General features: G+C 37.1%; 21 protein-coding genes. 15 read left to right on the forward strand and 6 right to left on the reverse strand.

Going from position 1 to position 22,406, the window contains the following annotated elements; translation table 11 throughout:
* The first annotated feature begins 217 nt into the window (after positions 1-217).
* From AC13EX_RS10380 to AC13EX_RS10425, 10 genes are all read left to right on the forward strand, one after another.
* The gene (locus tag AC13EX_RS10380; RefSeq protein ID WP_482892625.1) at positions 218-502 is read left to right on the forward strand and encodes a hypothetical protein; all 285 of its coding nucleotides are present in this window, start codon (positions 218-220) and stop codon (positions 500-502) included.
* 515 nt (positions 503-1,017) lie between these two features.
* The gene (locus AC13EX_RS10385; RefSeq protein WP_482892626.1) at positions 1,018-1,362 is read left to right on the forward strand and encodes a hypothetical protein; all 345 of its coding nucleotides are present in this window, start codon (positions 1,018-1,020) and stop codon (positions 1,360-1,362) included.
* A 398-nt stretch (positions 1,363-1,760) separates the two neighbouring features.
* On the forward strand, positions 1,761-2,714 hold the full coding sequence (locus AC13EX_RS10390; protein WP_482892627.1) for a calcium/sodium antiporter: 954 nt from the start codon (positions 1,761-1,763) through the stop codon (positions 2,712-2,714).
* A gap of 477 nt (positions 2,715-3,191) precedes the next feature.
* Positions 3,192-3,623 carry a hypothetical protein gene (locus tag AC13EX_RS10395; protein ID WP_482892628.1) on the forward strand — a complete coding sequence of 144 codons (432 nt, stop codon included), beginning with the start codon at positions 3,192-3,194 and terminating at the stop codon, positions 3,621-3,623.
* A 138-nt stretch (positions 3,624-3,761) separates the two neighbouring features.
* The gene (locus AC13EX_RS10400) at positions 3,762-4,307 is read left to right on the forward strand and encodes a dihydrofolate reductase family protein (protein ID WP_482892629.1); all 546 of its coding nucleotides are present in this window, start codon (positions 3,762-3,764) and stop codon (positions 4,305-4,307) included.
* 441 nt (positions 4,308-4,748) lie between these two features.
* Entirely contained in the window at positions 4,749-5,225 is a 477-nt protein-coding gene (locus AC13EX_RS10405; RefSeq protein WP_482892630.1) for a hypothetical protein, read from the forward strand.
* A 119-nt stretch (positions 5,226-5,344) separates the two neighbouring features.
* Positions 5,345-5,686 carry a hypothetical protein gene (locus AC13EX_RS10410; RefSeq protein WP_482892631.1) on the forward strand — a complete coding sequence of 114 codons (342 nt, stop codon included), beginning with the start codon at positions 5,345-5,347 and terminating at the stop codon, positions 5,684-5,686.
* A 68-nt stretch (positions 5,687-5,754) separates the two neighbouring features.
* Entirely contained in the window at positions 5,755-7,044 is a 1,290-nt protein-coding gene (locus tag AC13EX_RS10415; RefSeq protein ID WP_482892632.1) for a toxin-antitoxin system YwqK family antitoxin, read from the forward strand.
* A 720-nt stretch (positions 7,045-7,764) separates the two neighbouring features.
* Positions 7,765-9,159, forward strand: coding sequence for a vWA domain-containing protein (locus AC13EX_RS10420; protein WP_482892633.1), 1,395 nt, complete (start codon positions 7,765-7,767; stop codon positions 9,157-9,159).
* A gap of 2 nt (positions 9,160-9,161) precedes the next feature.
* On the forward strand, positions 9,162-9,914 hold the full coding sequence (locus AC13EX_RS10425) for a hypothetical protein (protein ID WP_482892634.1): 753 nt from the start codon (positions 9,162-9,164) through the stop codon (positions 9,912-9,914).
* 121 nt (positions 9,915-10,035) lie between these two features.
* On the opposite strand, the gene AC13EX_RS10430 is transcribed toward AC13EX_RS10425, so the two are convergent.
* Positions 10,036-13,620: a PVC-type heme-binding CxxCH protein gene (locus AC13EX_RS10430; RefSeq protein WP_482892635.1), complete on the reverse strand. Its 3,585-nt coding sequence runs from the start codon at positions 13,618-13,620 to the stop codon at positions 10,036-10,038.
* Positions 13,621-14,796 (reverse strand): GDSL-type esterase/lipase family protein, encoded by a 1,176-nt coding sequence (locus AC13EX_RS10435; protein WP_482892636.1) that lies wholly within the window; start codon positions 14,794-14,796, stop codon positions 13,621-13,623.
* A gap of 265 nt (positions 14,797-15,061) precedes the next feature.
* Here AC13EX_RS10435 and AC13EX_RS10440 point away from each other — a divergent pair, with 265 nt between their 5' ends.
* Together AC13EX_RS10440 and AC13EX_RS10445 are read left to right on the forward strand one after the other, a co-directional pair.
* A complete protein-coding gene (locus AC13EX_RS10440) occupies positions 15,062-16,225 on the forward strand; it encodes a hypothetical protein (RefSeq protein WP_482892637.1) in 1,164 nt (387 codons plus the stop codon).
* Between the two features lie 717 nt (positions 16,226-16,942).
* Positions 16,943-17,509 (forward strand): acyl-CoA thioesterase, encoded by a 567-nt coding sequence (locus AC13EX_RS10445; protein ID WP_482892638.1) that lies wholly within the window; start codon positions 16,943-16,945, stop codon positions 17,507-17,509.
* 2 nt (positions 17,510-17,511) lie between these two features.
* Here AC13EX_RS10445 and AC13EX_RS10450 read toward each other — a convergent pair whose 3' ends face one another.
* Positions 17,512-18,222 (reverse strand): class I SAM-dependent methyltransferase, encoded by a 711-nt coding sequence (locus AC13EX_RS10450; RefSeq protein WP_048643516.1) that lies wholly within the window; start codon positions 18,220-18,222, stop codon positions 17,512-17,514.
* Positions 18,223-18,315: 93 nt separating this feature from the next.
* Here AC13EX_RS10450 and AC13EX_RS10455 point away from each other — a divergent pair, with 93 nt between their 5' ends.
* The 3 genes from AC13EX_RS10455 to AC13EX_RS10465 all read left to right on the forward strand — a co-directional run bounded on the left by AC13EX_RS10455 (position 18,316) and on the right by AC13EX_RS10465 (position 19,689).
* A complete protein-coding gene (locus tag AC13EX_RS10455; RefSeq protein WP_482892639.1) occupies positions 18,316-18,471 on the forward strand; it encodes a hypothetical protein in 156 nt (51 codons plus the stop codon).
* Positions 18,472-18,628: 157 nt separating this feature from the next.
* Entirely contained in the window at positions 18,629-19,009 is a 381-nt protein-coding gene (locus tag AC13EX_RS10460) for a hypothetical protein (protein ID WP_339711693.1), read from the forward strand.
* Between the two features lie 233 nt (positions 19,010-19,242).
* On the forward strand, positions 19,243-19,689 hold the full coding sequence (locus AC13EX_RS10465; RefSeq protein WP_482892640.1) for an SgcJ/EcaC family oxidoreductase: 447 nt from the start codon (positions 19,243-19,245) through the stop codon (positions 19,687-19,689).
* Between the two features lie 124 nt (positions 19,690-19,813).
* Here the strand turns inward: AC13EX_RS10465 and AC13EX_RS10470 are convergent, their stop codons facing one another.
* From AC13EX_RS10470 to AC13EX_RS10480, 3 genes are all read right to left on the reverse strand, one after another.
* Positions 19,814-20,476 (reverse strand): bifunctional 4-hydroxy-2-oxoglutarate aldolase/2-dehydro-3-deoxy-phosphogluconate aldolase, encoded by a 663-nt coding sequence (locus AC13EX_RS10470; RefSeq protein WP_048643519.1) that lies wholly within the window; start codon positions 20,474-20,476, stop codon positions 19,814-19,816.
* Positions 20,477-20,562: 86 nt separating this feature from the next.
* A complete protein-coding gene (locus tag AC13EX_RS10475; protein ID WP_482892641.1) occupies positions 20,563-21,015 on the reverse strand; it encodes a NanQ anomerase/TabA/YiaL family protein in 453 nt (150 codons plus the stop codon).
* 20 nt (positions 21,016-21,035) lie between these two features.
* A complete protein-coding gene (locus tag AC13EX_RS10480; RefSeq protein ID WP_482892642.1) occupies positions 21,036-22,061 on the reverse strand; it encodes a PfkB family carbohydrate kinase in 1,026 nt (341 codons plus the stop codon).
* Between the last annotated feature and the right edge of the window lie 345 nt (positions 22,062-22,406).

Here is a 22,406-nt window from a genome sequence, read left to right on the forward strand (position 1 = left end):
GAGGCTCCACTAATTCGTTGTGACAACCATTTTATTTCAAGTGAATCGACAAAATCTAAGCTATGTATAAGTCCTGAGACAATGACTTTATAGCTCCTTGCGGGTTTTCACCAGGCATAGCCAAACCATAGTAGGGCATTAAAATGGGACGGTTAACGAATATATTGACACTCCTAATAATCTTTACCTGTTAAACAGTTGTGAGGGATTTAAGGTAATGACCATTGACAACACTTCGGACAATGCTGCCAGAGTAGCAGTCCGACCTGGGCTCAATTATTCGGACAAGAGTCAAATACATAATTTTCCGAACAATCCAAGCTCAGACAGTTCAATGACTGTTCTATCCATTTTCACAGGAACGATGTTTAACGTAAAAATTAAAGATCGAGAATTGCGGACAGACTACTTGAAAATTGAAACCCCAATTGACACAGTACCTGCAGATTCAAGAGCAGAAATAATTAAACTAATTTATGCAAAAAGAAAAGGGAGAATATAAGGGGAAGGACGGAACATGGCAACAATCAGAATTGAATAGGTTAAATTAGAAACGACACTACAATACCTAAGTATTCTGGCTCCTGAAACTGGCACCTAATCGGACCCTGGGCCTGTCGAAGAGTCCGAAAAACGGGTTTGCAATTAGGCTATAAGGGCATAAATTTCACATTTTTTTGCGTGGATCCATTAAAAAAAATAAATGCTTTTAATCAAAATCAGGAAGCCTGATCAAAAGCACCTTAATGTTGCTAACTTGAACCAAATAATATTTCAACCTTAAATGTATTCACGGTCTTACTGATCCTTAAAAAGCATACTTTTACAAAGATTTACAGCGTATTTTTAACAGTTTCCGTTAAAACTTTAGGCTATCTACTGGATTCCTTGTCTGAAATCCTTAATTTACCAGAACAAAAGCAGAAAGGGTGTAGTGAGTTTATATATACGAAATTGCATCGGTAAACCTACTTAAATACAATTGTTGGCCCACATTTATATACAAACTAAAAAAGTATGCTCGATTTTTCTTCCAAACTAAAGCAAGTTTTTTCTTGGGCAGCAGCTATTGTTATCATGGTTGTACATACTTATTTGGCTTTTAAGATTTTAAATGTATTTACTAACGATACGAATTGGATCGAAATCGCAAAAGAACACACAGCAGCTACATTAGGCATTCCTCCTGCTGGGACAGCCTCCTTGTTTTTAGTGCTTGTTCTCCGAATAATTTCAGACCAAGTAGAATTTAAAATATTTAATATTGAGTTTAAGGGTGCTGCAAGTCAAGCAATTATCTGGGTATTTACTTATTTGATAGTAATTTTTTCAATATATCTATTGTGGCCATTAGCTAATTAAAAAATAAAAAAGGAATACCAAAAATTAAGCTACGATGATGCGAAATATGGCTTCGATTCATTGTAGTCCAAATCCATCAGGATTAGACTCAATCCTTCGAGACACAGCTTCCTGCTATGTGGATTTGATAGGATTTGTTGGGGGAGGTAGGTAGCAGTTGAATAATTAAATTGTACCTTTAATATGGTTTAATGTAGCTTTTTTTCTTAAGCCATTTCCAGACGATTTTCATTAGTTTCCATTAAATTATTAGTCTATTTACTGGATACTTTGTTTGGAATGCTTAATTTGACAGGAAAAATTATCAGAAGGATAAAGGTTCTTAATGTATTTATACCTAATCCTAAACTAAAATATTTTGGTAGTTTTTATGGTGTAAAAAAACATCTTGATAAAAAATGATAGTAGCTTCATTGTTGATTGTTTTAGGGTTTACGTGCCTGATTTTTGGGGCGAATTGGCTTGTATCGGGAGCTTCTTCATTAGCGAAAAAAAATAATGTTCCTGATCTGGTTATAGGATTGACAATTGTAGCATTTGGCACTTCTGCACCTGAATTGATCGTTAATAGCGTAGCTTCATTTGATGGGTTTTCTGACATCGTTTTTGGAAATATTATCGGTAGTAATAATTTCAATTTGTTCATTATACTCGGTGTTGCAGGTCTCATTTATCCAATTACCGTTCAATCTTCCACAGCATGGAAAGAAATTCCTATTTCCCTGATTGTCGCCTTATTATTGTTGGTCCTTGCCAACGATTTTTTTATAAATCAAAACCCTGAAATTTCAAGCATTGACGGCCTGATTTTATTAACCGGATTTGTTTGTTTTATTTATTATGTTTTTGCCCAAATGAAACTAGAGAAACCTGAAGTAATTGCCTATGAAGAAAAGTCCAATTTTAAAATTTGGGCCTTGATAATATTTGGCATGGCAGGGCTTATCATTGGCGGGAAATTAGTTGTTGACAATAGTATAAATATTGCGACTGAATTAGGCGTTAGTCAAAAAATAATAGGTTTAACCATAATTGCTGCAGGAACCTCACTTCCGGAATTGGTTACATCAATGGTTGCAGCCATAAAAAAGAATAGCGATATCGCAATTGGTAATGTGATAGGTTCAAATATTTTTAACATCCTGCTGATACTTTCAATTAGTTCTTTTGTAAATCCAATTGAATACAATACGAATTTTAATCAGGATTTATTAATATTAATTGGAGGTACTGTTTTTCTACTTTTGGCAATGTTTACTGGAAAAAGAAAAAAACTAGATCGGTGGGAGGCTTTAATCTTACTAAGTTCCTATTTGATTTACACGACCTTTTTGGTATCAAAAGAAATATAAAAATACTAATAACTAAAAATCCTATGTCCGGATACTGGTCGTTGAGCTGGTCGAAGGGTACTTTTTATAATGAAAAACGGATGGATTGAAAAATCTTGCGTCCTAGAGCCGGAATTTCTTGTTTAAAGAGAGGTATTGGCTTAATATAATGAAATGTTTTTATCCCTTTTTCCGAAAATTATTCAAATCCAACGTGTTAAAGGCGTTTTTAGCTCATTTTATAAGGTTTTTTAAATCTTTTTACGGTTTAATGTTTTCGCAATTCTTAATTTAATAATTAAGTTAAGAAGGATGGATTTGTATAATCAAAAGCTATTACTCTTCTGGAAAGGCATTGCTAATTTCCAGTATCATCTCCAGTGTTTTAGTTTAACAATGCAAAATGTAGTTCCAAAATTGGTTAATATAAAACTAAATATTATTTTAACATTTTAAGACGATTCAATACCTTAATCTCGTAAAACAAAAAGATCTGCTATGAAATATTTATTTACTATGTGTTTAACATTTTTTTCATTATGCGCATTTGCACAGGATTCAAAGACTTCATTAATGAAGATTGTTTTGGCTGATTCAGTAATTAATAAATATATGGCTGGTATTGGGAAAGAAGATATTAATGAATATAAATTATTTCATGGATCTGGGTATTATATTTTTAATGATGGAAATGTTGAATTTCAAGAACATAATGGTAACAATAGTAATGCTATACAAAAAGGAATTATCAAAAAGATAAAAATTAATAAGAATAAGGCTATAGTGAAATTTTATACAGCTTCATGTAACAATACACGAGTCAGCTTGAAGAAAGAAGCAAAAAATTGGGAAATTAAATCGAGGCTGATTTACAGAAGCTGGAAGCATCCAAAAAAACAACCTAAACTTGTATACTATAGTTTGAATTAAAATTTAGGATCGTCGCTGAATTTCCGGTTTGAAATGTTTATTTAAATAAATACATTAAGGAAAAGTAGAAGGGATATAATATTAATAAGCAAAACTTCTATGCCAATTATGTATAAACATATGTTTTAACAATTAAAAATGAGAAAATTAAAACTTCAAATTCAACTTTCAATTGATGGATTCATTGCTGGTCCTAATGGAGAAATGGACTGGATGATTTGGAATTGGGATGATAAGCTAAAGGATTTCGTAACCCAAATAACGGAATCAACTGACACTATAGTTTTGGGTCGCAAACTGGCAGAAGGATTTATTCCATACTGGAGATCAAATAAGGAGTTGGAAGGTGCTGAAAAAATTAATAATTCTAAGAAAATAGTTTTTACCAAAACACTTGAAAGCTCGAATTGGGAAAATACCATTTTGGAAAAGGGAGATTTGACAGATAAGATACAAGAATTAAAATCTTTAACAGGAAATGACATGATAGCCTATGGTGGGGGAGCATTTGTTTCATCACTAATCAAAGAAAATTTGATTGATGAATATTACTTTTTTATTAACCCTTCTATTTTAGGTGACGGAATGCCAATTTTTGAGAAAACTGACTATAAAAAAGAGTTAAAGCTGGAAGAAGCAAAAGCTTATGGGTGTGGAATAACCGTATTAAAGTATACGAATTGAACACAGCATTAATTTACACTCCCAATTAAACAGCTATGATGCAATTAAGGTTTCGGTTCAGTGTAGCCCCGATCGATCAGGATTGGAATCAGCCTCTGGAAGCTTTCTGCGTTGGGGATTGGGTTGGATTTTTTGGTTGAATTATATAGCAGTTGAATAATTAAATTCCGCCTGTATTGGTAGCCTATTAAGGCTTTTCGTTTTTTTAGTCAATACCAGACCATTTTCAGCAGTTTCCATTAAATTTTTAGTCTACAATATGGATACCTTATCTTATATGATTAATTTGACAGGGAAAATAAGCAGAAGGGGTCGGGTGCATAGTTGATATTTAGGTAACTCCCAGCTAAAGCATAGCTTTATACAATTGAAAGTGGTTTTGCTGAAGAAATCAATTGAGAATAAAAGGCATCTTAGAAATAAACCTTAAAATATCAGAAAATGAAAACCTTTAAATTTATACTTATTCTTTCCATTTTAATAAGTGGATTAAATTCTTGCGAAAAAGACACTATTGAACCTCATACAACCCTTCAAAATCTGGAAACGGAAAAATATTTTGACTCTGAAATTTTTACTGAATCAGATTTGAAAATTTATGGTACATGGGAATTATATGCTGTTTCTGGAGGATTATCAGGAAGTGGACATGACTTGAATTTTGAGTATTTGGTGATAAAAGAATATGGAATTTATGGTTTTGTTAAAAATAACAGCCTTCTCGAATATGGCAAAATTTCTCCAGCACTACAGACAACTAATGACCTAAGATTGAAAGTTGATTTTGAAAATGATGAAAAATCAAATTCATTTTTTATAGACACAGAAAAATATGTAGAATTTATAGGAAATGATACTTTAAAATTATATTCTCCTTGTTGTGACAGGTACAACTATCAATTTAAAAGAGTGAAGTGAAAATAAAAAAGCACAAATAACTAACAAAATGTTAATGTTATTTTCTTTCTAATATATGGCCCACAGCTAAGTGTGGATAAGGTGAAAAAATAGGCTCTTTCTTTAAAAATAGTGATGAAATGGAAACCAGTAAAGTATATCTCTGTAGAGTGGAAAGGTCGAAAATAAACGGTAATTATACCGTTTGGTTACCGGAACAACCTGACGATGATTTTGTCTATATGTTGGTGGAGAAATATAATTTATTGCAAGGGGAACTGTGGGAAATCCTTTTAAAAACCGGTGCCAAGGATAGCAAATTGGATGTTTCAAAGGTCTATTTTGCCCCTGAAGGAGATGTCTTTGTCTCCTATACCAGCGATTATGAATTGAGTAAAAATATGGAGAAAATGCTTAATAAACTGATTTCAAACCAGGAGTACTTCACTAAGTTGGTCCACCTAAGCGGATTTAAATTGTAGTTGGCAATAGTGAAGGTTGTTTTTATTGATATTTTTATATCTTTATCAGCTCTAATAGCTATATAATCATGGTTTTACGTGCGCTTATCCTTCTTGTTTTCTCCTTTTCCATAATCAATTTTGCCCTGGCGCAAGTAAAATACAATAGGGTGGTGTTTAAACCCAGCCCTTATATAGAATACCATCCCAATGGCAATATTTACAAAAAAGGTTTTGTGAATGCTGACAAGCAATTTGTGGATACTTTAGCGATTTTCTTTCCCTCTGAAAAATTATTCATGACTGCCGTTTACGACAATGGGGTGCCGATTGGGTTATGCATTCAATACAATGAAGATGGCTCAATAAGCAGGGAAGGGCTATATGTGCAAGGCAAAAAAGAAGGGCTTTGGGTCTATAATAACTACGCTACCTCTAAAGAGGGGCTTCCTTATCACTTCTCTGTGAACTATAAAAACGGCCAACTTCATGGAGAGACCATCCTTTTTGAAGGAACGCATAAAATCCGCTCCATGCATGCATTTTTAGGTAAACCCGCACCGAATACAATATGGGAAATGTATTACGACAATAGCGATAATTTGTGGGCTGTTGGCTTCATTTCCGATGACAATCAATTTACCTTGAGGGGCTTGTATACGGAAGAGGGGGAGTTTGTAGACAAGGTTGGGGTCAGTAAGGAAAAAACCGAAATTTTTCTAGAAGCAATGCGAACGTTTTATAAGTCCATACCTAAACAAGAAATACAGCCGACGACCAAGGTCACCTTTGAGACAAAGACAGTCACACATAAATCCGTCCCATTTAGCACGTATCATGCCAATGGGAAAATTCATGAGAAAGGCTACCGCAATGCCAAGGAACAGCTTGTTGGAAAGCTACAAATCTTCTATCCGTCAGGTACTTTAAAATCAGAAATGTACTATTTCAATGGAGTGCTTCAAGGTGATTGTACGCATTACAATGAGGAGGGTACAATTAAAATGAAAGGCAAATATGCCAAAGGTAAAAAAGAGGGTTTATGGATTTATCCTGACTACATCAAAAATAATGAGGATAGATTTAGTTATGAGGTGCATTACAAAAACGGCTTGGTCCATGGTGAAACCTCATTCATCAGAGGAGATGAAAAATTGATATTGATAACAGCTTCCGAGGGAGTACTGCTTGGGAAATGGGAAAGCTATTACCCAAATGGCTTCCCATCAAGCTCAGGCTTGGTGAGTGCTGCCGGTGATGTCCTGACCCATAAATTATTTGACAAAGAGGGAAAAAGGATGGTTACGATGTTTTCACCACCTACACCCGAAAATTTAAGCAAGTCCATTAAGGATGTTTTTGCCACCATTCCTAAATAGTAAAGCAGATAGGAGGTAAGTTGAAGGAAAGCATGAGTCCCCGGAAGGAAGGCAATAGTTATCCGAAAAAACCGGAAAGTAAAGTGAAGGAAGGGGAAAAAAACCTGCGGGAATCGAAAAGTAACACGAAGGAATGCAATTGTAGGCCGTAGGAACAGAAATGTAAGCCGTAGGAACGGAGATGTAAGCGGTAGGAACAGAAATGTAACCTGTAGGAATGCAATTGTAAGCCATAGGACTGAAAATGTAAGTCTAATTTTTTTTATTATCCTTTTTATTCAAGTACTAAGTGTGTGATTAATCTTGCATCATTGCCCTTACCCTAAATCTTATGCAATGATCCAAATGATCCTTTAATTAGCACTTTACGATTTACGGCTAGAAAGAATAAGCATTTTCGCAGAAGGGATATTTAAGTTAAAACCTAAACTACAGTGATTAGATAAATTATGACCCAAAAAGGGCCATATGTTTATAGTTAATGGTTTTAGTTTTAGAACCCGATCCATATGGGGTCGAATAAAAACTGCATCTGAGTCAGTCTATAAACCTAAAATCTTTTCAGGATTAAAAATGAGTTATAAGATTTTTTAAACATAAGTACATGGTATTTAGTGTTATAACGAAATAAAATTGCTATTTTAGATAGGCCAATACCTCGAAAAGCTCTCTTATAGGCTTTTCTTCACCAACACGATTTGTAAATCAAATGACCCTCTCATGAAAAAGATAACCTTCCTTTTCCTGACCCTATTTATTGTTTTCAATACCCAAGGACAAAGTCCGGAAAATCAGCCTCCAATTATTTTTATTTACGATGCAAGTGGCTCCATGTGGGGACAGATGCAGGGCAAAACCAAAATGGAGATAGCTGCCAATGCCTTAAGCAGTACCATAGATAATCTTTCTGAGCAACAAAAAATTGGGTTTGTAGCCTATGGGCACCGAAAGGAAGGGGATTGCAAGGATGTGGAATTTATGGTAGATGCCGAGAAAGGGACAAAAAAGAAAGTAATAGCAGCCGTCAAAGGGATTAAACCTCTTGGCAAAACACCATTGGCTTATTCAGCAACATTGGTCATTGACCAATTAAGAGCGGCCAAGCAGAAAGCCACCATTATCCTTATTACCGATGGCATAGAATCCTGTGATGGGAATATTTGTGAAATCGTACAAGCAGCTAAAGAAGAAGGCATTGATTTCAAGTTGCATATCATTGGCTTTGGCTTAAAGGAGGAAGATACCCAACAATTGAGGTGTGCTGCCGGAGCAGGAGATGGGAGCTACTTTAGTGCGGAGAATGCAGAGAATTTAGGTGAAATACTTAATCTAGCCACCGCTGCTACGGTGGACAAACCTGAAAACAACTTTTCGGTCTATGCCCTTAAAAATGGCAAGCCATTGGATGTCTTTGTCAAAGCTTATGATATAGTGGCCAAAAGGAGACCCATCATGCTCAGGACCTATCAAGATACCGGGTATTTTTACCTTCCCCCCAGCAAATACAATTTGGAAGTGATGCCATTGGAGGGAAGCGATGTGGACATGATCACGGTCAATAATGTGGAAAGCCATGAAAATACCATCGGCCACCAAACCATTTCCTTTGATGGGGGAACTTTGAATGTGTTGACTACAAATAACGGGGAAGGTTGGGACAGCATGGTGAAAATCATCGATAGCAATGGAAAGGTAGTGGCCACAACCAGAACCTATGGGCGGGAGAAGGAAATGGAAGTCAATCCCGGCGTATATAAAGTAGCCATTCAGGCCTTGGTCATGGAGGGTTTGCATACGTATACTGAAATGGATAGTATTGCCATAGAGCCTGGGAAATCTTCTCCCTTGGTATACGATTTTAAAACGGGCAATTTCGAAATTTTTACCCGAGTAGGGTCAGAGAACATCGATACAGTAGTTGCCTTAAGGGAGAAAAAATCCGGTAAAAATGTAGGGGGAGAACGAACCTATAATAAGGGAGCGAAATTTCTATTAAATCCCGGGAAATATATGGTGACCATAAATCCATTGGGAGAATATAAGGACAAAGTCCCACAAAGTATTGAAGTGGAAGTAAAAGCCGGAGAAACTGTTAGTAAAACTTTAAATTTCTAAGAATGTTGAATTTATCAAATAAACTACAATCCCATAATTCAACCCTAAAATTTTTAACCTTGATTTTGATCGCTTCCTTGCTAAGCCCGGGTATGAATTCAGCCAATAATAAGCGAGCTGCTGAAAATCAAGGTAGCTTAGCTAAACGGAACTTGGTTCAAACCTTACTATTGCCCGAACAAGTTGGGAATTCAGAGATTGGTATTGGTTTCTTTAAACCGAATTTTTACGAAAATCCTACATTGTTTTTTTATGGAGACATAAATCTTGAGAAAGGGTTAATAGAACATATGCCCATGGATAGTCTTGTTTTTACTCAAAACCAATATGGTGAATTTAGCACTTCCTATGCCCCTCCCTGGCTTTATCCGGAGCACCTCAAATTAGATTATGGAGTTATGTATTTTAAAGTCTTGGGTATCGGACATGATTTTGTTAAAGTGATTGCCAATAAGGACAATGCCCAAGTGTCTTATCTGAACAAGAACCAAGGGGAATTTTTTTCATGGCCTGAATTTTTAATGAGTGTGAACAGTGTGGAGCTTAAAGAAGAAAGTCCAGGGAAAGTTCACATCAAGCCTTTTGAGTACGCAGGAGAAATAGCCATAGAATATGCGTTTATACAGCCATTAATGGTTCATGAAGAATGGCTTTACGGCAAATTCGTTGATGGGCAGCTTAAAGAAAAGGGAAAAGGTTGGATTAGGTGGAGAAAAGGGAGTAAAATTTATATCCAATATTCACTGTTTTCCTAAGCAGGAAGCTTTTGAAAAAAACGCCGGTCGCAAAACCGGCGTTTACCCATCGTTTTTTTGAATGGTTTAAAATACAAGGAGGAGTAGCCCTTTTCAAATCCGATTAAGAAGCACAAATAACTTACTGCCCTACAATCACCTGACTTTGGGCACTATTGGCTTTTCCATCTTCTATCAAAACCTTTAATGAACCTGATACGGCTTTTTCCCGATCAATAGCAATATTTACCCATTGCTTGCCTACACTGAGGTTTGTAGCCCCTTTACCCTTATTGAGAGGGATTTCTTTACCACTTACCCAAACCTTGGCCTGATCAATGCCCGTTAATTTCAAACTGAATTCACCCGCTTTAAGGATATTTACTTCAAATTGAACAAGGCTGAATTTTTTGCCTGTATTGTCTGTAATCACTGGAATATCTCCCAATGGCAGGCCTCCAGCCACCGTGCTGTACAAGGCCTTGCTGCTTGGGCCAATGTTTTTAGCGGGCAGGTTTTCCCAGGTATTCACCCCGTCTATTTTGCTCAAAGCCTTAAAATCAGGTGCTGCCTTCCAACGTCTCACCAGTTTTTCATTGGTAACCCTGAAGTCTCCATTGCTTCCCAGTTTGGAAAGGTAACTAACCAAATTAATAAATTCTTGTTTTTCCAGACTAGCAGTAATTCCTGCGGGCATCAAGGAACCGGGGACCTTTTCCACATTTTTAATTTGTGATTTAGGAATGCCATTTTCATTACCCGCCATGTCTCGAATGACAACTTCTCTTGTCCCATCATTGATCAAATAACCCATCACAATTCCACCATCATTTTTGGTTACTTTCTGCAACTCAAAACCTTCTTTGATTGATTCTGTAGGCTCAAGTATGGATTTGATAATATTGTCTATAGGTAAACTTGTGCCTAAAGAACTTAAGTCCGGTCCCAACTGACCACCGGCACCACCTATTCCATGGCAGTTTTGACACATCATAGAGGCTCGCCTGTAAATGGCTTCGCCTTTCACCGGATCTCCCTCAGTTTTCACTTCTATTCCTAGGAGATAGATTTCTCGTTCGCTTAATTGCTGAGGCATTTTCTCAGGAGGTAATACTCCACCTGAGGCTTCTAGGGCATCTTTAAGCTGTATGGCCCCGGCTCTAGTTCTTCTATGCACGGGGAGTAATTCTTGCATGGTTTTTCTTCCTGTCTTGGCCGTTTCTGTTGGGATGCGTGTATTGGACAATGAATTGGCCAGCACAGTGGTGGCATTATTGGAGGAAAGGAATGCAGCAAACAGTTCTCGCGTGCCATTTTCTGAAGGCTTTTCTGAAAGAAGGGTAATTGCAGCATCTGTAGCCTTTTCCGGTGCTGTTTTCACCAATTGAGAAATGGCCAAGATGCGGATGCTTTCATTTTTATGTGTTTTGGCCATGTTGAGCAAAAGTTCTTGGCTATCGGCATCATCGAGCTTACCCATGGCTTCCATGGCCGCTTTTCTAACCTCTTCATTGCTATCTTGGTTCTTTTGCAGGATAAGGTCCAAAAGATCAGCTTTTTTCCACAAGCCTACCAATTGCAATACTTTTATTTCAACTGCTTCATTCTCAATCGAAAGCAATTTTCTTAATTGTACAGAAGTATGCTGTGGTGCCAGCCCTCTTTCATTCGCTGCCCTGTGCAGTAGCTCTAGGTCTTTCAATTGGCTTTCTGTATCGGTTGAATTGATGGCAAGCGTGTATATTTTGGTTAAATCAGCTTTTGTGCCATATTTGGCCAATTTCTCCCGAACCATTTCGAGGTATTTATCCGGTACTTTATTGTCGCTATACAATTCAGCCAGCAAAGAAGTAGATTTTGGATCACTTACGGTATTGAGAGCAAAGATGGTTTTGTCCTTATTCCCGAAATAGCCAGGATCATTTAATAATTTTGGTAACCAAACCGGGCTTAAAGTGTTGATGGTGTGCCATAAAGCAAAGTCCAGGTTGACGTCCATGGTTTGATCCAATGCCTCCAAAGCAGCAATAGTGGCTTCTGCAGTGCTGAAATTTTGAAGCCCTACAACCGCTTCTAACCTTACGGTTGCGTGGCTATCCTTAGTAGCTTTGGCCAATAAAGATTGGGTTTCAGGGATGTCTTCTTTCCAATGCACCAATACCCTTATGGCTGCAGCTCTTGCTTCCGGTTTTTTAGCCGTTAATAGCTTTTCTAATAAAGGTACATTCACCGCGCCAATGGCCTGATGCATCCAAAGCCCCTCCATTAAATGGTGCTCAAATTCTGGATTTGAAGGATCAAGTGCATCGAGCCATTTACTCAATGCATCCTTTACTTCTTGTACATCCTTGTTTTTTAGGATCAACTTCGCCTGTAATCTTTCCCAGTTTTCTTCCGATTTTAAGGCTTCCAATAATTCCGGGATAGGTTTATTCTGTAAATCAGGATACTTGACCAAAGGGCTGTCCTTTTTGGTTACCCTCCAGATTCGACCATGTTGTTGGTCTCTTCTGGAATCAAAAAAGTCAACTTCCCCGTGTTGAATGATAGGGTTATACCAATCAGCAACATAGATTGCGCCATCTGGTCCCATCAGGATGTCAACAGGTCTGAAGCCTATATGATCTGTCCATAATAAATCATCAGCCTGCTTAGAAACAAAGCCACTTCCTTGTTCTTCCAAAACAAAACGGTTCACACGGTTGGCCCTAAAATCATTGGTAATAAGGCTTCCAGCCCAATCTTCCGGCATATGTGCGCCTGAAACGATATCCAAACCACTGTGCTTTGGTTGACCAGGATTCAAACCGCTTAAAATTCGTTCAGCACCAGGGGCAGTTACAAATGTAGCGCCAGGAAAGGCGTAATTAATACCTTCTCGTCCAGCACCATCTGTCAAAAAGCTTTTGCCCCATTTGTCAAATTGTAGGCCCCATGGGTTAATCAATCCTTTGGCATATACTTCTAATTTTTGGGTTTTTGTATTGTATTGCCAAACACCACCACCTTCAAGTCTACGGATGCCCCAAGGAGTCTCTACATGGCTGTAGATATAGATGGACTGATTAAAATACATCAAACCATCAGGTCCCCAACGAAAAGTGTGGATGAGGTGGTGGGTATCACCGGTTCCAAAGCCGGATAGTATTTTGGTCCTCTCATCTGCTTTGCCGTCTCCATCTGTATCCTTTAAGTGTAGGATTTCTGTTGAATTGGCCACATAGACACCTCCATCACCAGGCAAGAGGCCGGTGGGAGTGAAGAGACCTTCGGCAAAGACAGTGGATTTATCTGCTATTCCATCTCTATCGGTGTCTTCGATTACCAGTATTTTATCATTGGCCGTCTCACCGGGTCTAAGGTGAGGGTAAATGGTACTGCTTACTACCCATAATCTGCCTTGGGCATCCCAGTTCATTTGAATGGGCTTGACCACCATAGGGTCAGTGGCAAATAAATTGACTTCAAAGCCATCTGCTACCTGAAACCTGTCCATTTGATCTTGTGGATCCGAAGAGGGAATGTCGCGGAGTGCATTTTGGGCATTGGCAATGGTACCATTGACACTCAGTACAATCAAAAATGTAGCTATTCCTACTAATAATCTTGATATATGGGAAGCTTTATTAGCCACACTTATCAAAAAATTTGTAAATATTTTTAATTCCAATAACATGGTATTTAAGGATTTCTTGGTAAAATGATTCAATCGATTAAAATCCAACATTTAAGGCAGCTTTTCTAGTTGGTAATGAAGGGTTTTGGGCTTTTTGGTTTGATTGATTTGATCATCCAACCAAAGGATCAATGCATCCAAAGCTTCCAATCCTTCCTTATGCCTTCCTTGCTCATAAGATCGGAAGCCTAGAATATAGGTTCTATTTTGCGGACGGTATTGCTGGAAATAGATTTTATCCTTTTCTCTTATCAATTCTAGCAAATGTTTGGATTGTTCTAGGCTTGGGCCTTGTTTCAAGATAATTCCTTCTTCCCATTGCTTCCTGCTTCCAATGGCCGAAAGTTTTCCATCCACAGACAAGGAGTAATTCCCTTTTTTTAAGCCATTCACCTTAATGGTTTCATTGCCTACATTAGGTTTAGAAACTAGGTTTTGTGTGCTATTAAAGGATATTATTCTGGCTTTCTCTGCAATGGAGATGTGCTGTACCGGTACATTGCTTTCAACGCTTGCGTTAGAAGCTTCAATTTCAATGGAAGGAGTTTCAGAGTTAAGCTCTAATTGATTCATTACAGTTTCCGAAAGCTTTACATATCCTTTTTCATTAAGATGAACCCCATTGTTTTCATAAAGTTCAGCACCAGTAGCTGTATTAAAGGCATCAAAAACATCAATGAAAGTCAATTTTCGGGATTGGGCAATTTCTTTAATTGCCTGGTTATAGCTGCGATATTCATTGTTTCTTAATTTCAATAAATCCTCCGTTCCGGCAGAAACCTGTGGAATGGTAGATAGCAAAATTGCTTTTGCACCTATGGCCTCAACGCTATCGAGCAATTGATTCATACCATTTTTGAAAAGGTCCAAGCCTTCAGCTCCTTGCTGGGCTTCCACATTCCCATAACCTATGATAAGCCAATCGGGCTCAACCGCTTTTATTTGAGAAATAAGTAAGTCATAAGGGCCGGGGGGATTGGTGTAGTAGCTTCTTGCTTCACCAAATACAGTATCTCCTGACCAGCCTATGTTCCTGAAGGTAAGGTGCTTTTCAGGCCAGTAATTGGTAAGTCTATATTCAAGGAATCCGAATTGTTGTTCATTTTCAATCAATGCATTGCCCAAGAGCACAAGCCTGTCCCCGTTTTCAGGGGCAAATTTTTGTTGAGAATATGCTGTGGAAGTGAATAAAATTAATTGAAATAATAGGATGTAAATTCTTTTCATGGGAATGTTTAGGTACCTGATATTTATTGTTAATATAACCTTTAAATATAAAAAGTAACGAAGAATATCAGGTACAATATTTTTTTAATTTTATTATTGGAAATTTTGATTGACCACTGGTTCTTCCTATAACTTTGAAACCGATTTTTTTTAGAATCAAGGGTTTAGCAGCATAAATTCAATATTTTAAATAGTAAAAAAAACCTTGTAAATTAATTTTATAATTATATTTTTATTAAATTAGTTTAAAGTTAACGGTATTCTTATGCTATTTAGATATTTTCAATTGTCGGTTTTGCTATCCATTGGTTTGGTTTCTTGTAACAGTACAGAAAATCAAAGCAAAGCCCTTAAAGAAATGGAATTTGTAAAGGTGGATTCCTTGGTTTTTGACGAATTGCAAATATTAAATGTGCTGGACTATCACAGGGAGCAGGATGTATACCTAATGGTTACCAAAGGTGTTGAGGGCAGGTATTTTATCATAAACAGCCAAGGGGAAGTACTTGCTGAAGAACTTTTAAGTGAAGGCCCCAATGCATTTGGGATGGTTTTGCATCGGGCCGGCTTTGTAGGGGATGAAATAATGTTTGTGAGTGATCAGGAAATCTTTATATATGATTTAGATTTACAGCAACTCAGGAAATTCCCCTTCGAGCAACATACCATGGTAAGAATGATTCATACTCCATTGGATAATTTTCACCAATTTAGTATAAACAATGTTGCCTATGGTATTGCCAATTTGAGTGATCGAAGATTGGATAAATTTCCCATGGATTATTTTGATACATTAAACTATTTTCATTTAGTAAATCCAATGGATGGGACTGTAATAAAAGGTGGGAAAATAGATGAAAGCAGTATTTTTAAACAGAATTATTTTTATCCTGGTAAGCACAAGCCTATTTATTTTTCAGATTTGAATTCCAAAGTAATGTCATTAATCTTACCGGCAGATTCTATTTTATTTCAATATGATCAAAACCTGGTCTTGGTCAATAAAATCAAACTGGAACGTGAGGAACCTGATCAACTTGCCAAAGTCCCCATGGAAATGGCCGATCGAAAAGAATTTGGCGCGATCGGCCTTGATTTTGCCCTAGGAGGCAGTTTTACGCATATTGTTGGACAAGGAGATGCATTTATTGTTGAATATAAAGCAGGATTAGCTCCTGAAGACAATATTGAAACTGGCGATTACAAAGAAAGAATGGCTCTAATGGAAACAAGAAAAGTCTATTATTACCCCATAGAAGATGGCATTCTAATTGGCCTCCCTGTCCTTTGGGATAAACCAGGAAACCTCAAACTGGGCTTAGGGAACAACCGTTATTTACATTATGCTGATCAGGCCGACATTCATGAAGAGGAAAAAGAATACCAGTGTTATTATATTTATGAATTAAGGCCCATAGAGGAGGATTGAATGGTGATGTAGTGATGTTGTGATTTGTGATGTTGTGATCTGTGATGTTGTGATTTGGTGATGGGTTGAGTTAGTGATATTGTAGAGGTTGGATAGACTTTGGAATCGTGGTATATTGATAGCCAAATGCTTAAGCATTCCAAAGAAAATGATATTCCTTTCTTGATTTTAGAGCCATGGTTTCATTTTCTGCAACAATGCTGACAAATTTTAGTACCAATTAAAACCTTGTTTTTGGTGGAGGGAGACTTTCATTATAAGTTCCCTCATAATAAAAAAGGCTGAATGTGTGGTGTAATTATAGTCAAGGGAGTCAGGTGTTGGTATGCACTGATAGACACATACTGCTTCCGGCGGTATTGTCGACTATTTCTGAAACAATGCTGACAAAATCATTACGTATTATTTCTACCAAAAACGTACATTAAGTTACTAAACCTCCCCAAACCCCTAGGGGTGACATTTTTGTAGCCAAGGGTGACAACCCTTGGATAATGCATGAGGAGTCCATCTGATTTTGGCGGTATTGTTGCTGTTTTTTTGCAACAATGCTGACAAAATCATTACGTCACTCTAATTTTTATGGTATGGGTACAATCAAGATAAGGAATTAGGAAATCCATTTGCCTTCTACAGGCTGATTTATAAAAATCATACATATATTTGCAGGTGCATGTCGCTACGACTTGCCTTGATTCATACAAATTCTTTTAATAAATGAGTGCATTCCTAAGTGCAAGGCCAGCGAGTTTTTCTCGCGTTACCATTACTGAACTTATGATTCCTTCTTTTGCTAATTTTGGTGGCAAAATCCATGGAGGGATTTTACTTTCTATGATGGATAAGGTGGCCTATACTGCTGCCACCAAACATAGCGGCGCTTATTGTGTCACGGTTTCAGTGGATACCGTCGATTTTCTACAGCCAGTAGAAGTAGGGGAGCTGGTTTCTTTGAAAGCCTCAGTAAATCACGTAGGCAATAGTTCAATGATTATTGGGATAAAAGTGATTTCCGAAAATGTAAAAACAGGGGTAGTAAAACATACCAATACCTGTTACTTTACCATGGTCGCCAAAGGGGAGGACGACAAGCCTACGCCTGTTCCGCCATTATTATTGGAAACCCGTACAGATGTAAGGCGATTTGTAGAAGCTATCAAAAGGAAAAAGTACAAAAGTGAATACGGAGCAATTCTTAAGGAGTTAAAACGAACCTGGGACCAGGAAGCCATTTCCACAATGCTAAAAGGGCAACGCTGTGAAGTTTCATTGGATATTAAATAATCCTAATCCTCTTTTTCGAAAACAAGAAAATGCTGGATATTTAAAAATTGGCCATTGGTAGTCAATTTAAATCCATTGGCTTCCAATTCTTTCTTTACCTGCTTAACGGTCATTTTATGCAATGGCTTTATAGCCACTTTTGGATCCTCGCCACGGTATTCAATAAGCAATAACTTACCCGTTGGGTTTAAGGATTTCTTGATGTTTAAAAGCATCTCTTTTGGAAAAGCAAGCTCATGGTAAACATCCACCATTATTACCAAATCTAAGGTATTTTCAGGTAAGTTTGGACTTTTCTCTGTTCCCAACACGGGGATTACATTGTCTACTTTTTGTTTTTCCGCTTTATTTTTGATGTAGTTAAGTGCCTCTTTTTGAATGTCTACGGCATATACCTTACCTTTTGGTACCTTATCAGCGATACGAAAAGTATAAAAGCCTGAGCCGGCCCCCACATCTGCTACTTTACTGTTCTCACTAATAGGTAGCTTGGAAATGGTCAGTTTAGTGTTTTCTTCTTCCTCACGGCTGTCTCTTTCCAGCCAGGCTACCCCATGAAAACCCATTACATGAGAAATTTCTCTTCCCATATATACTTTTCCAATTCCATCTCTCGATGGCTCTTTTTGAGAATAGTCATTTTCAGTTTGTGCAGTTACTTCTCCGGATAGGCAAAGGAAGAAAAAGGACAAAACAATTAGTAGGTATCTCATGCTTTTAACAAGGCTATTGACGATTGTTTGTTTAATTTAACCATAAATACGCGAAAGCCACCCATAAATTTGGCAAAAATTAACCTAGTAGTCATGATTCCAAAGGAGAAAGAAAATATGGAAAGAGCAAATGGGGGAGTGAAAACTGTAAAGGCATATATTGAAAAAGGGGTAACAGAAGGTTTTGAGAGGAGATTTGATGAAGTAAAATTGTGGTATGCAATGAAGCATAAAGTGGGACAATGTTAAACAAGGTGGATGTGAGGCGAAAAAGCCCTTTTGGGTGTTATTTATTGTTAAATCTATCCATAATTACCTCCTTTAAAGAAGTTTATAGAAGGGTATCCAAACTTAATGTTTAATTTAACGTTTGATAAAGTTAAAATAGCATCTATCAATTATACCCATGAATAAAATTGTACTCATTTTAGGATTAGTATTTTCTTCGTCATTTGTATTTGGTCAGGCATTGATTATACCACGTTCAATCCCAGATAAATTGGATATACCTAATAATCTGCACGATAACACCATTGACTTTGAGTCATCCCTTGGCCATATAGTTTCACCACTTGAATCAAATATTAGTGATAATAATGATAATGTTAGTGATGAAAATGGTAATACATTAGGGGAAGATTCAAATATGGCCATTATAGACCTTTCAAAGGATTTTTCTTCCAAAATGCCTGTCAAAGAATTTTCTAAAGATTTTCCCTCAAGAATGCCTATGTTAGGTAATAAACCAATAAAATCCGGGATTCAATTGGAGGGTATAAAGAAATAAAATATATAATGTGGTCAAAGTATCAATACCTCTAAGGTAAAAGCGCATTGATTTATTTTAGCTGCAGATAGGAGTTTACCTTTTTATCACAAAAAGGCTTCACGCTTGTTTGATCAAACCCGTAAATTTATTGGGGAATTGGGTAATCACTAGGCAAACTATTGAATATTTGGTTTTAAAAAGGTAGGGAAATAATACAAAAATTCTTACTTTTATTACTAACCCAATCTATCATGAACCTATCCAGAATTTTTGTTTTACTTGTATTGATCTTTTCAGGAACTACTTTTTCTCTTAAAGCGCAAAGCTTTGAAGATGGAAAAGCCATTATTGATCTTGTTGCAAGCTATGCGCAAGCTAGGGAAAGTATCGATACGGTTATGCTCAAATACATTATTACTGAAGATATGGATCAATTGGTGTCCAATGGAGAATGGAGACATGGTAAAGAAGCAGCAGTAAAGGGAATGGCTGCAAGTTCTGGCTCCAATCCTGGAGATAGGGTATTGAAAGTGGAAAGGGTACGTTATATGAAAGAGGATGTGGCCTTGGCTGATGCCCGATATACCATTAAAAATCAGGATGGAACGGAGCGGAAAATGTGGAGCACTTTTGTGACTGTAAAGATAGGAAAGCAATGGAAAATTGCAGCCATTCGAAACATGAAACCCGCAGAATAATTAGGAGATTTTTAACAATAATTGATACCTATGGTATAGTTATAAAAAGAATTCTTTTTATAACTATTGTAAAAGAAGAATAAACATTAAAAAAAGCGGCCAATTTCTTAGCCGCTTTTATCATTTATCCTTTTACTTCATTCACTAATTCAATGGCTTGTCCTGCCATTTCCTGAATTTTACTGTAATTTTTCTCTTGAAGCAATTGCTTGCTAACCAATTTACTACCCATTCCAACTGCACTTACTCCAGCTTTGAACCAAGCCTCAACATTGTCTTTGTCAAGTGATACACCTCCTGTAGGCATAAAAATCAAATTTGGGAACAAAGATTTGATACCAGCCATAAATTTAGGACCTAAAATATCACCTGGAAACAATTTGATCATTTTTGCACCTAGATTCTCAGCTCTGATGATCTCAGAAGGAGTCATACATCCAGGAATCCAAAGCATATCGTGCTTGTCAGCAACTTCTACTACTTCTTCAACAAGTCCTGGGCAAATGATAAAATCAGCTCCTGCCTCAATATAAGTTGTGGCCATTTGCGCATTTTTGATGGTACCAATACCCAACAACAAATCTGGCATTTCGCTGTTTCTTAGCGCAACCATTTTAGTAAAGTTGTTCAAAGCTGCTTCACCTCTGTTGGTATATTCTACTAGTCGGATACCAGCTGCGTAAAGTGCTTTCAATACTTCTAAGCTTACGGTTTCGTCAGCGTCAAAATAAAGAGGAAGGATGGCCTGATCCGTTATTTTTTTAAGTATGGTTTCGTTTTTATTCATCTTAGTATGATTAAAGTAAATTACCCCGGAGAATACCCGGGGTAATTTATATAAGTTATTGAATTAAAGCGTGTTTGGTCTTGTTGCTAGATTTTTACTTTAACAACCATTTTCTTAATACTTCCCTCACCAATCATTGGAGAATGTACATCTTCAGGATAAAGAATAGCAAATTGTCCTGGCTCCATGCCAAAATACATTTCTGGTTGGTCAACATAAAAGGACACATCCTTTTCAGGATTATAGGCTCCTTTTACTTCAGTACATTTTTCTCTAGGTTTCCATCCAATGCTCTCTTTACCTTTTATTAAAACCTGAATGTCGATGTGCTTGTCATGACATTCAAATTTCTCATTGGCCTCAGATTGGGTTTTAGCTCCTTTTTCAAAAACAGCAGCAATTAATTTATCCCCATCGATTTCATATTTGCCTTCTTCCATATCCGCTAAATTGTTGGACTGGATAAAAGCAAATGCTTTTTCGAATAATGGATGCACACTATTGTATCTAGAGGCATTGGATAATGTATCAAGTATCATGGGTTGTTGTTTAGCAGTTACTATCGTTGAACTCTACCACTAGCATCACCACCCATTAGGACTTCAACCTCTGCAAGTGTTGCATGATTCATGTCACCTGGGAAGGTATGTTTCAATGCGGATGCCGCAACAGCAAACTCAGTAGCACCTTTAAGGCCCATTTCCTGAATTAAACCATAAATGAATCCACTGGCAAAAGAATCTCCACCACCTACACGGTCAACAATTCTGATGTCATATTTTTTAGAATGATAAAATTCATTTCCATCATATACCAAAGCACTCCATCCGTTATCAGAAGCACTGTAGCTTTCTCTTAGGGTAGAAGCAATGTATTTGAATCCGAATTTATCTTTCATTTGCTTGAATACATCTTTGTAGCCATCAAGGTTCAATTCACCTTTGGTTACGTCTGTTTCCTTACTGTGGAAACCCAAAGTAGTTTCAGCATCTTCTTCATTACCAATACAAACATCAACATACTGACAAAGTCTGGTCATTACTTCCCTTGCTTTGTCCTTGCTCCATAATTTCTTACGGTAATTAAGGTCTATACTTGTAGTTACACCTTTAGCTTTTGCTGCTTTAAGAGCTGCTTCAGTTAATGCTGCAGCTTTGTCACTCAATGCTGGAGTAATTCCAGTGGTGTGAAACCAAACTGCACCTTCAAATATTTTATCAAAGTCAAAATCAGAAATTTCAGCTTCTGAAATGGAAGCATCAGCTCTGTCATATACTACTTGAGAAGCTCTCATTGAAGCCCCTGTTTCCAAGAAGTAGATACCAAGTCTTTTACCACCTCTGGCAATGTATTGTGTGTCCACACCGTACCTGCGCAAGTGATTGATGGCTGATTGCCCAATTGGGTTATCGGGAACTTTAGTCACGAAAGTGCCTTCCAGCCCATAATTGCAAAGGGCTCCAGCCACATTCGCTTCACCGCCACCATAGGTTATGTCAAAAGTATCAGTTTGTACAAAACGCTTAAAATCTGGGGTAGAAAGGCGAAGCATTACCTCACCTAGAGTAACTACTTTTTTGGACATGATTGTTTTATATGTTTAATGATTAATTGAAATTCTTTTATAATAAATCTATAAAGGGACATTTAATTCGCAATATCCTTATAAAAGCCCTTTTCAAGACAAGATTACTGCTTAATTTTCTAAAAACCAAATATATTCATTGCGCCCCAAAGCATCTAATTCGCTATCAATCACATAAATTTATGGCTTATAATGCGGGAAATAGGGGAAAACTCAATTCCTAAAATGATTTTACTAGAAAAAAGAAACAGCTCTGCAAACTCCTGTTTCAATCGTTTTAAAACAAGCTGAATTATGTTGAATTGAATAGGTTAAACTGAAGCAAAATCATATTGCTGTTTAGAC

This window comes from Cyclobacterium sp. L-R, assembly GCF_056859355.1.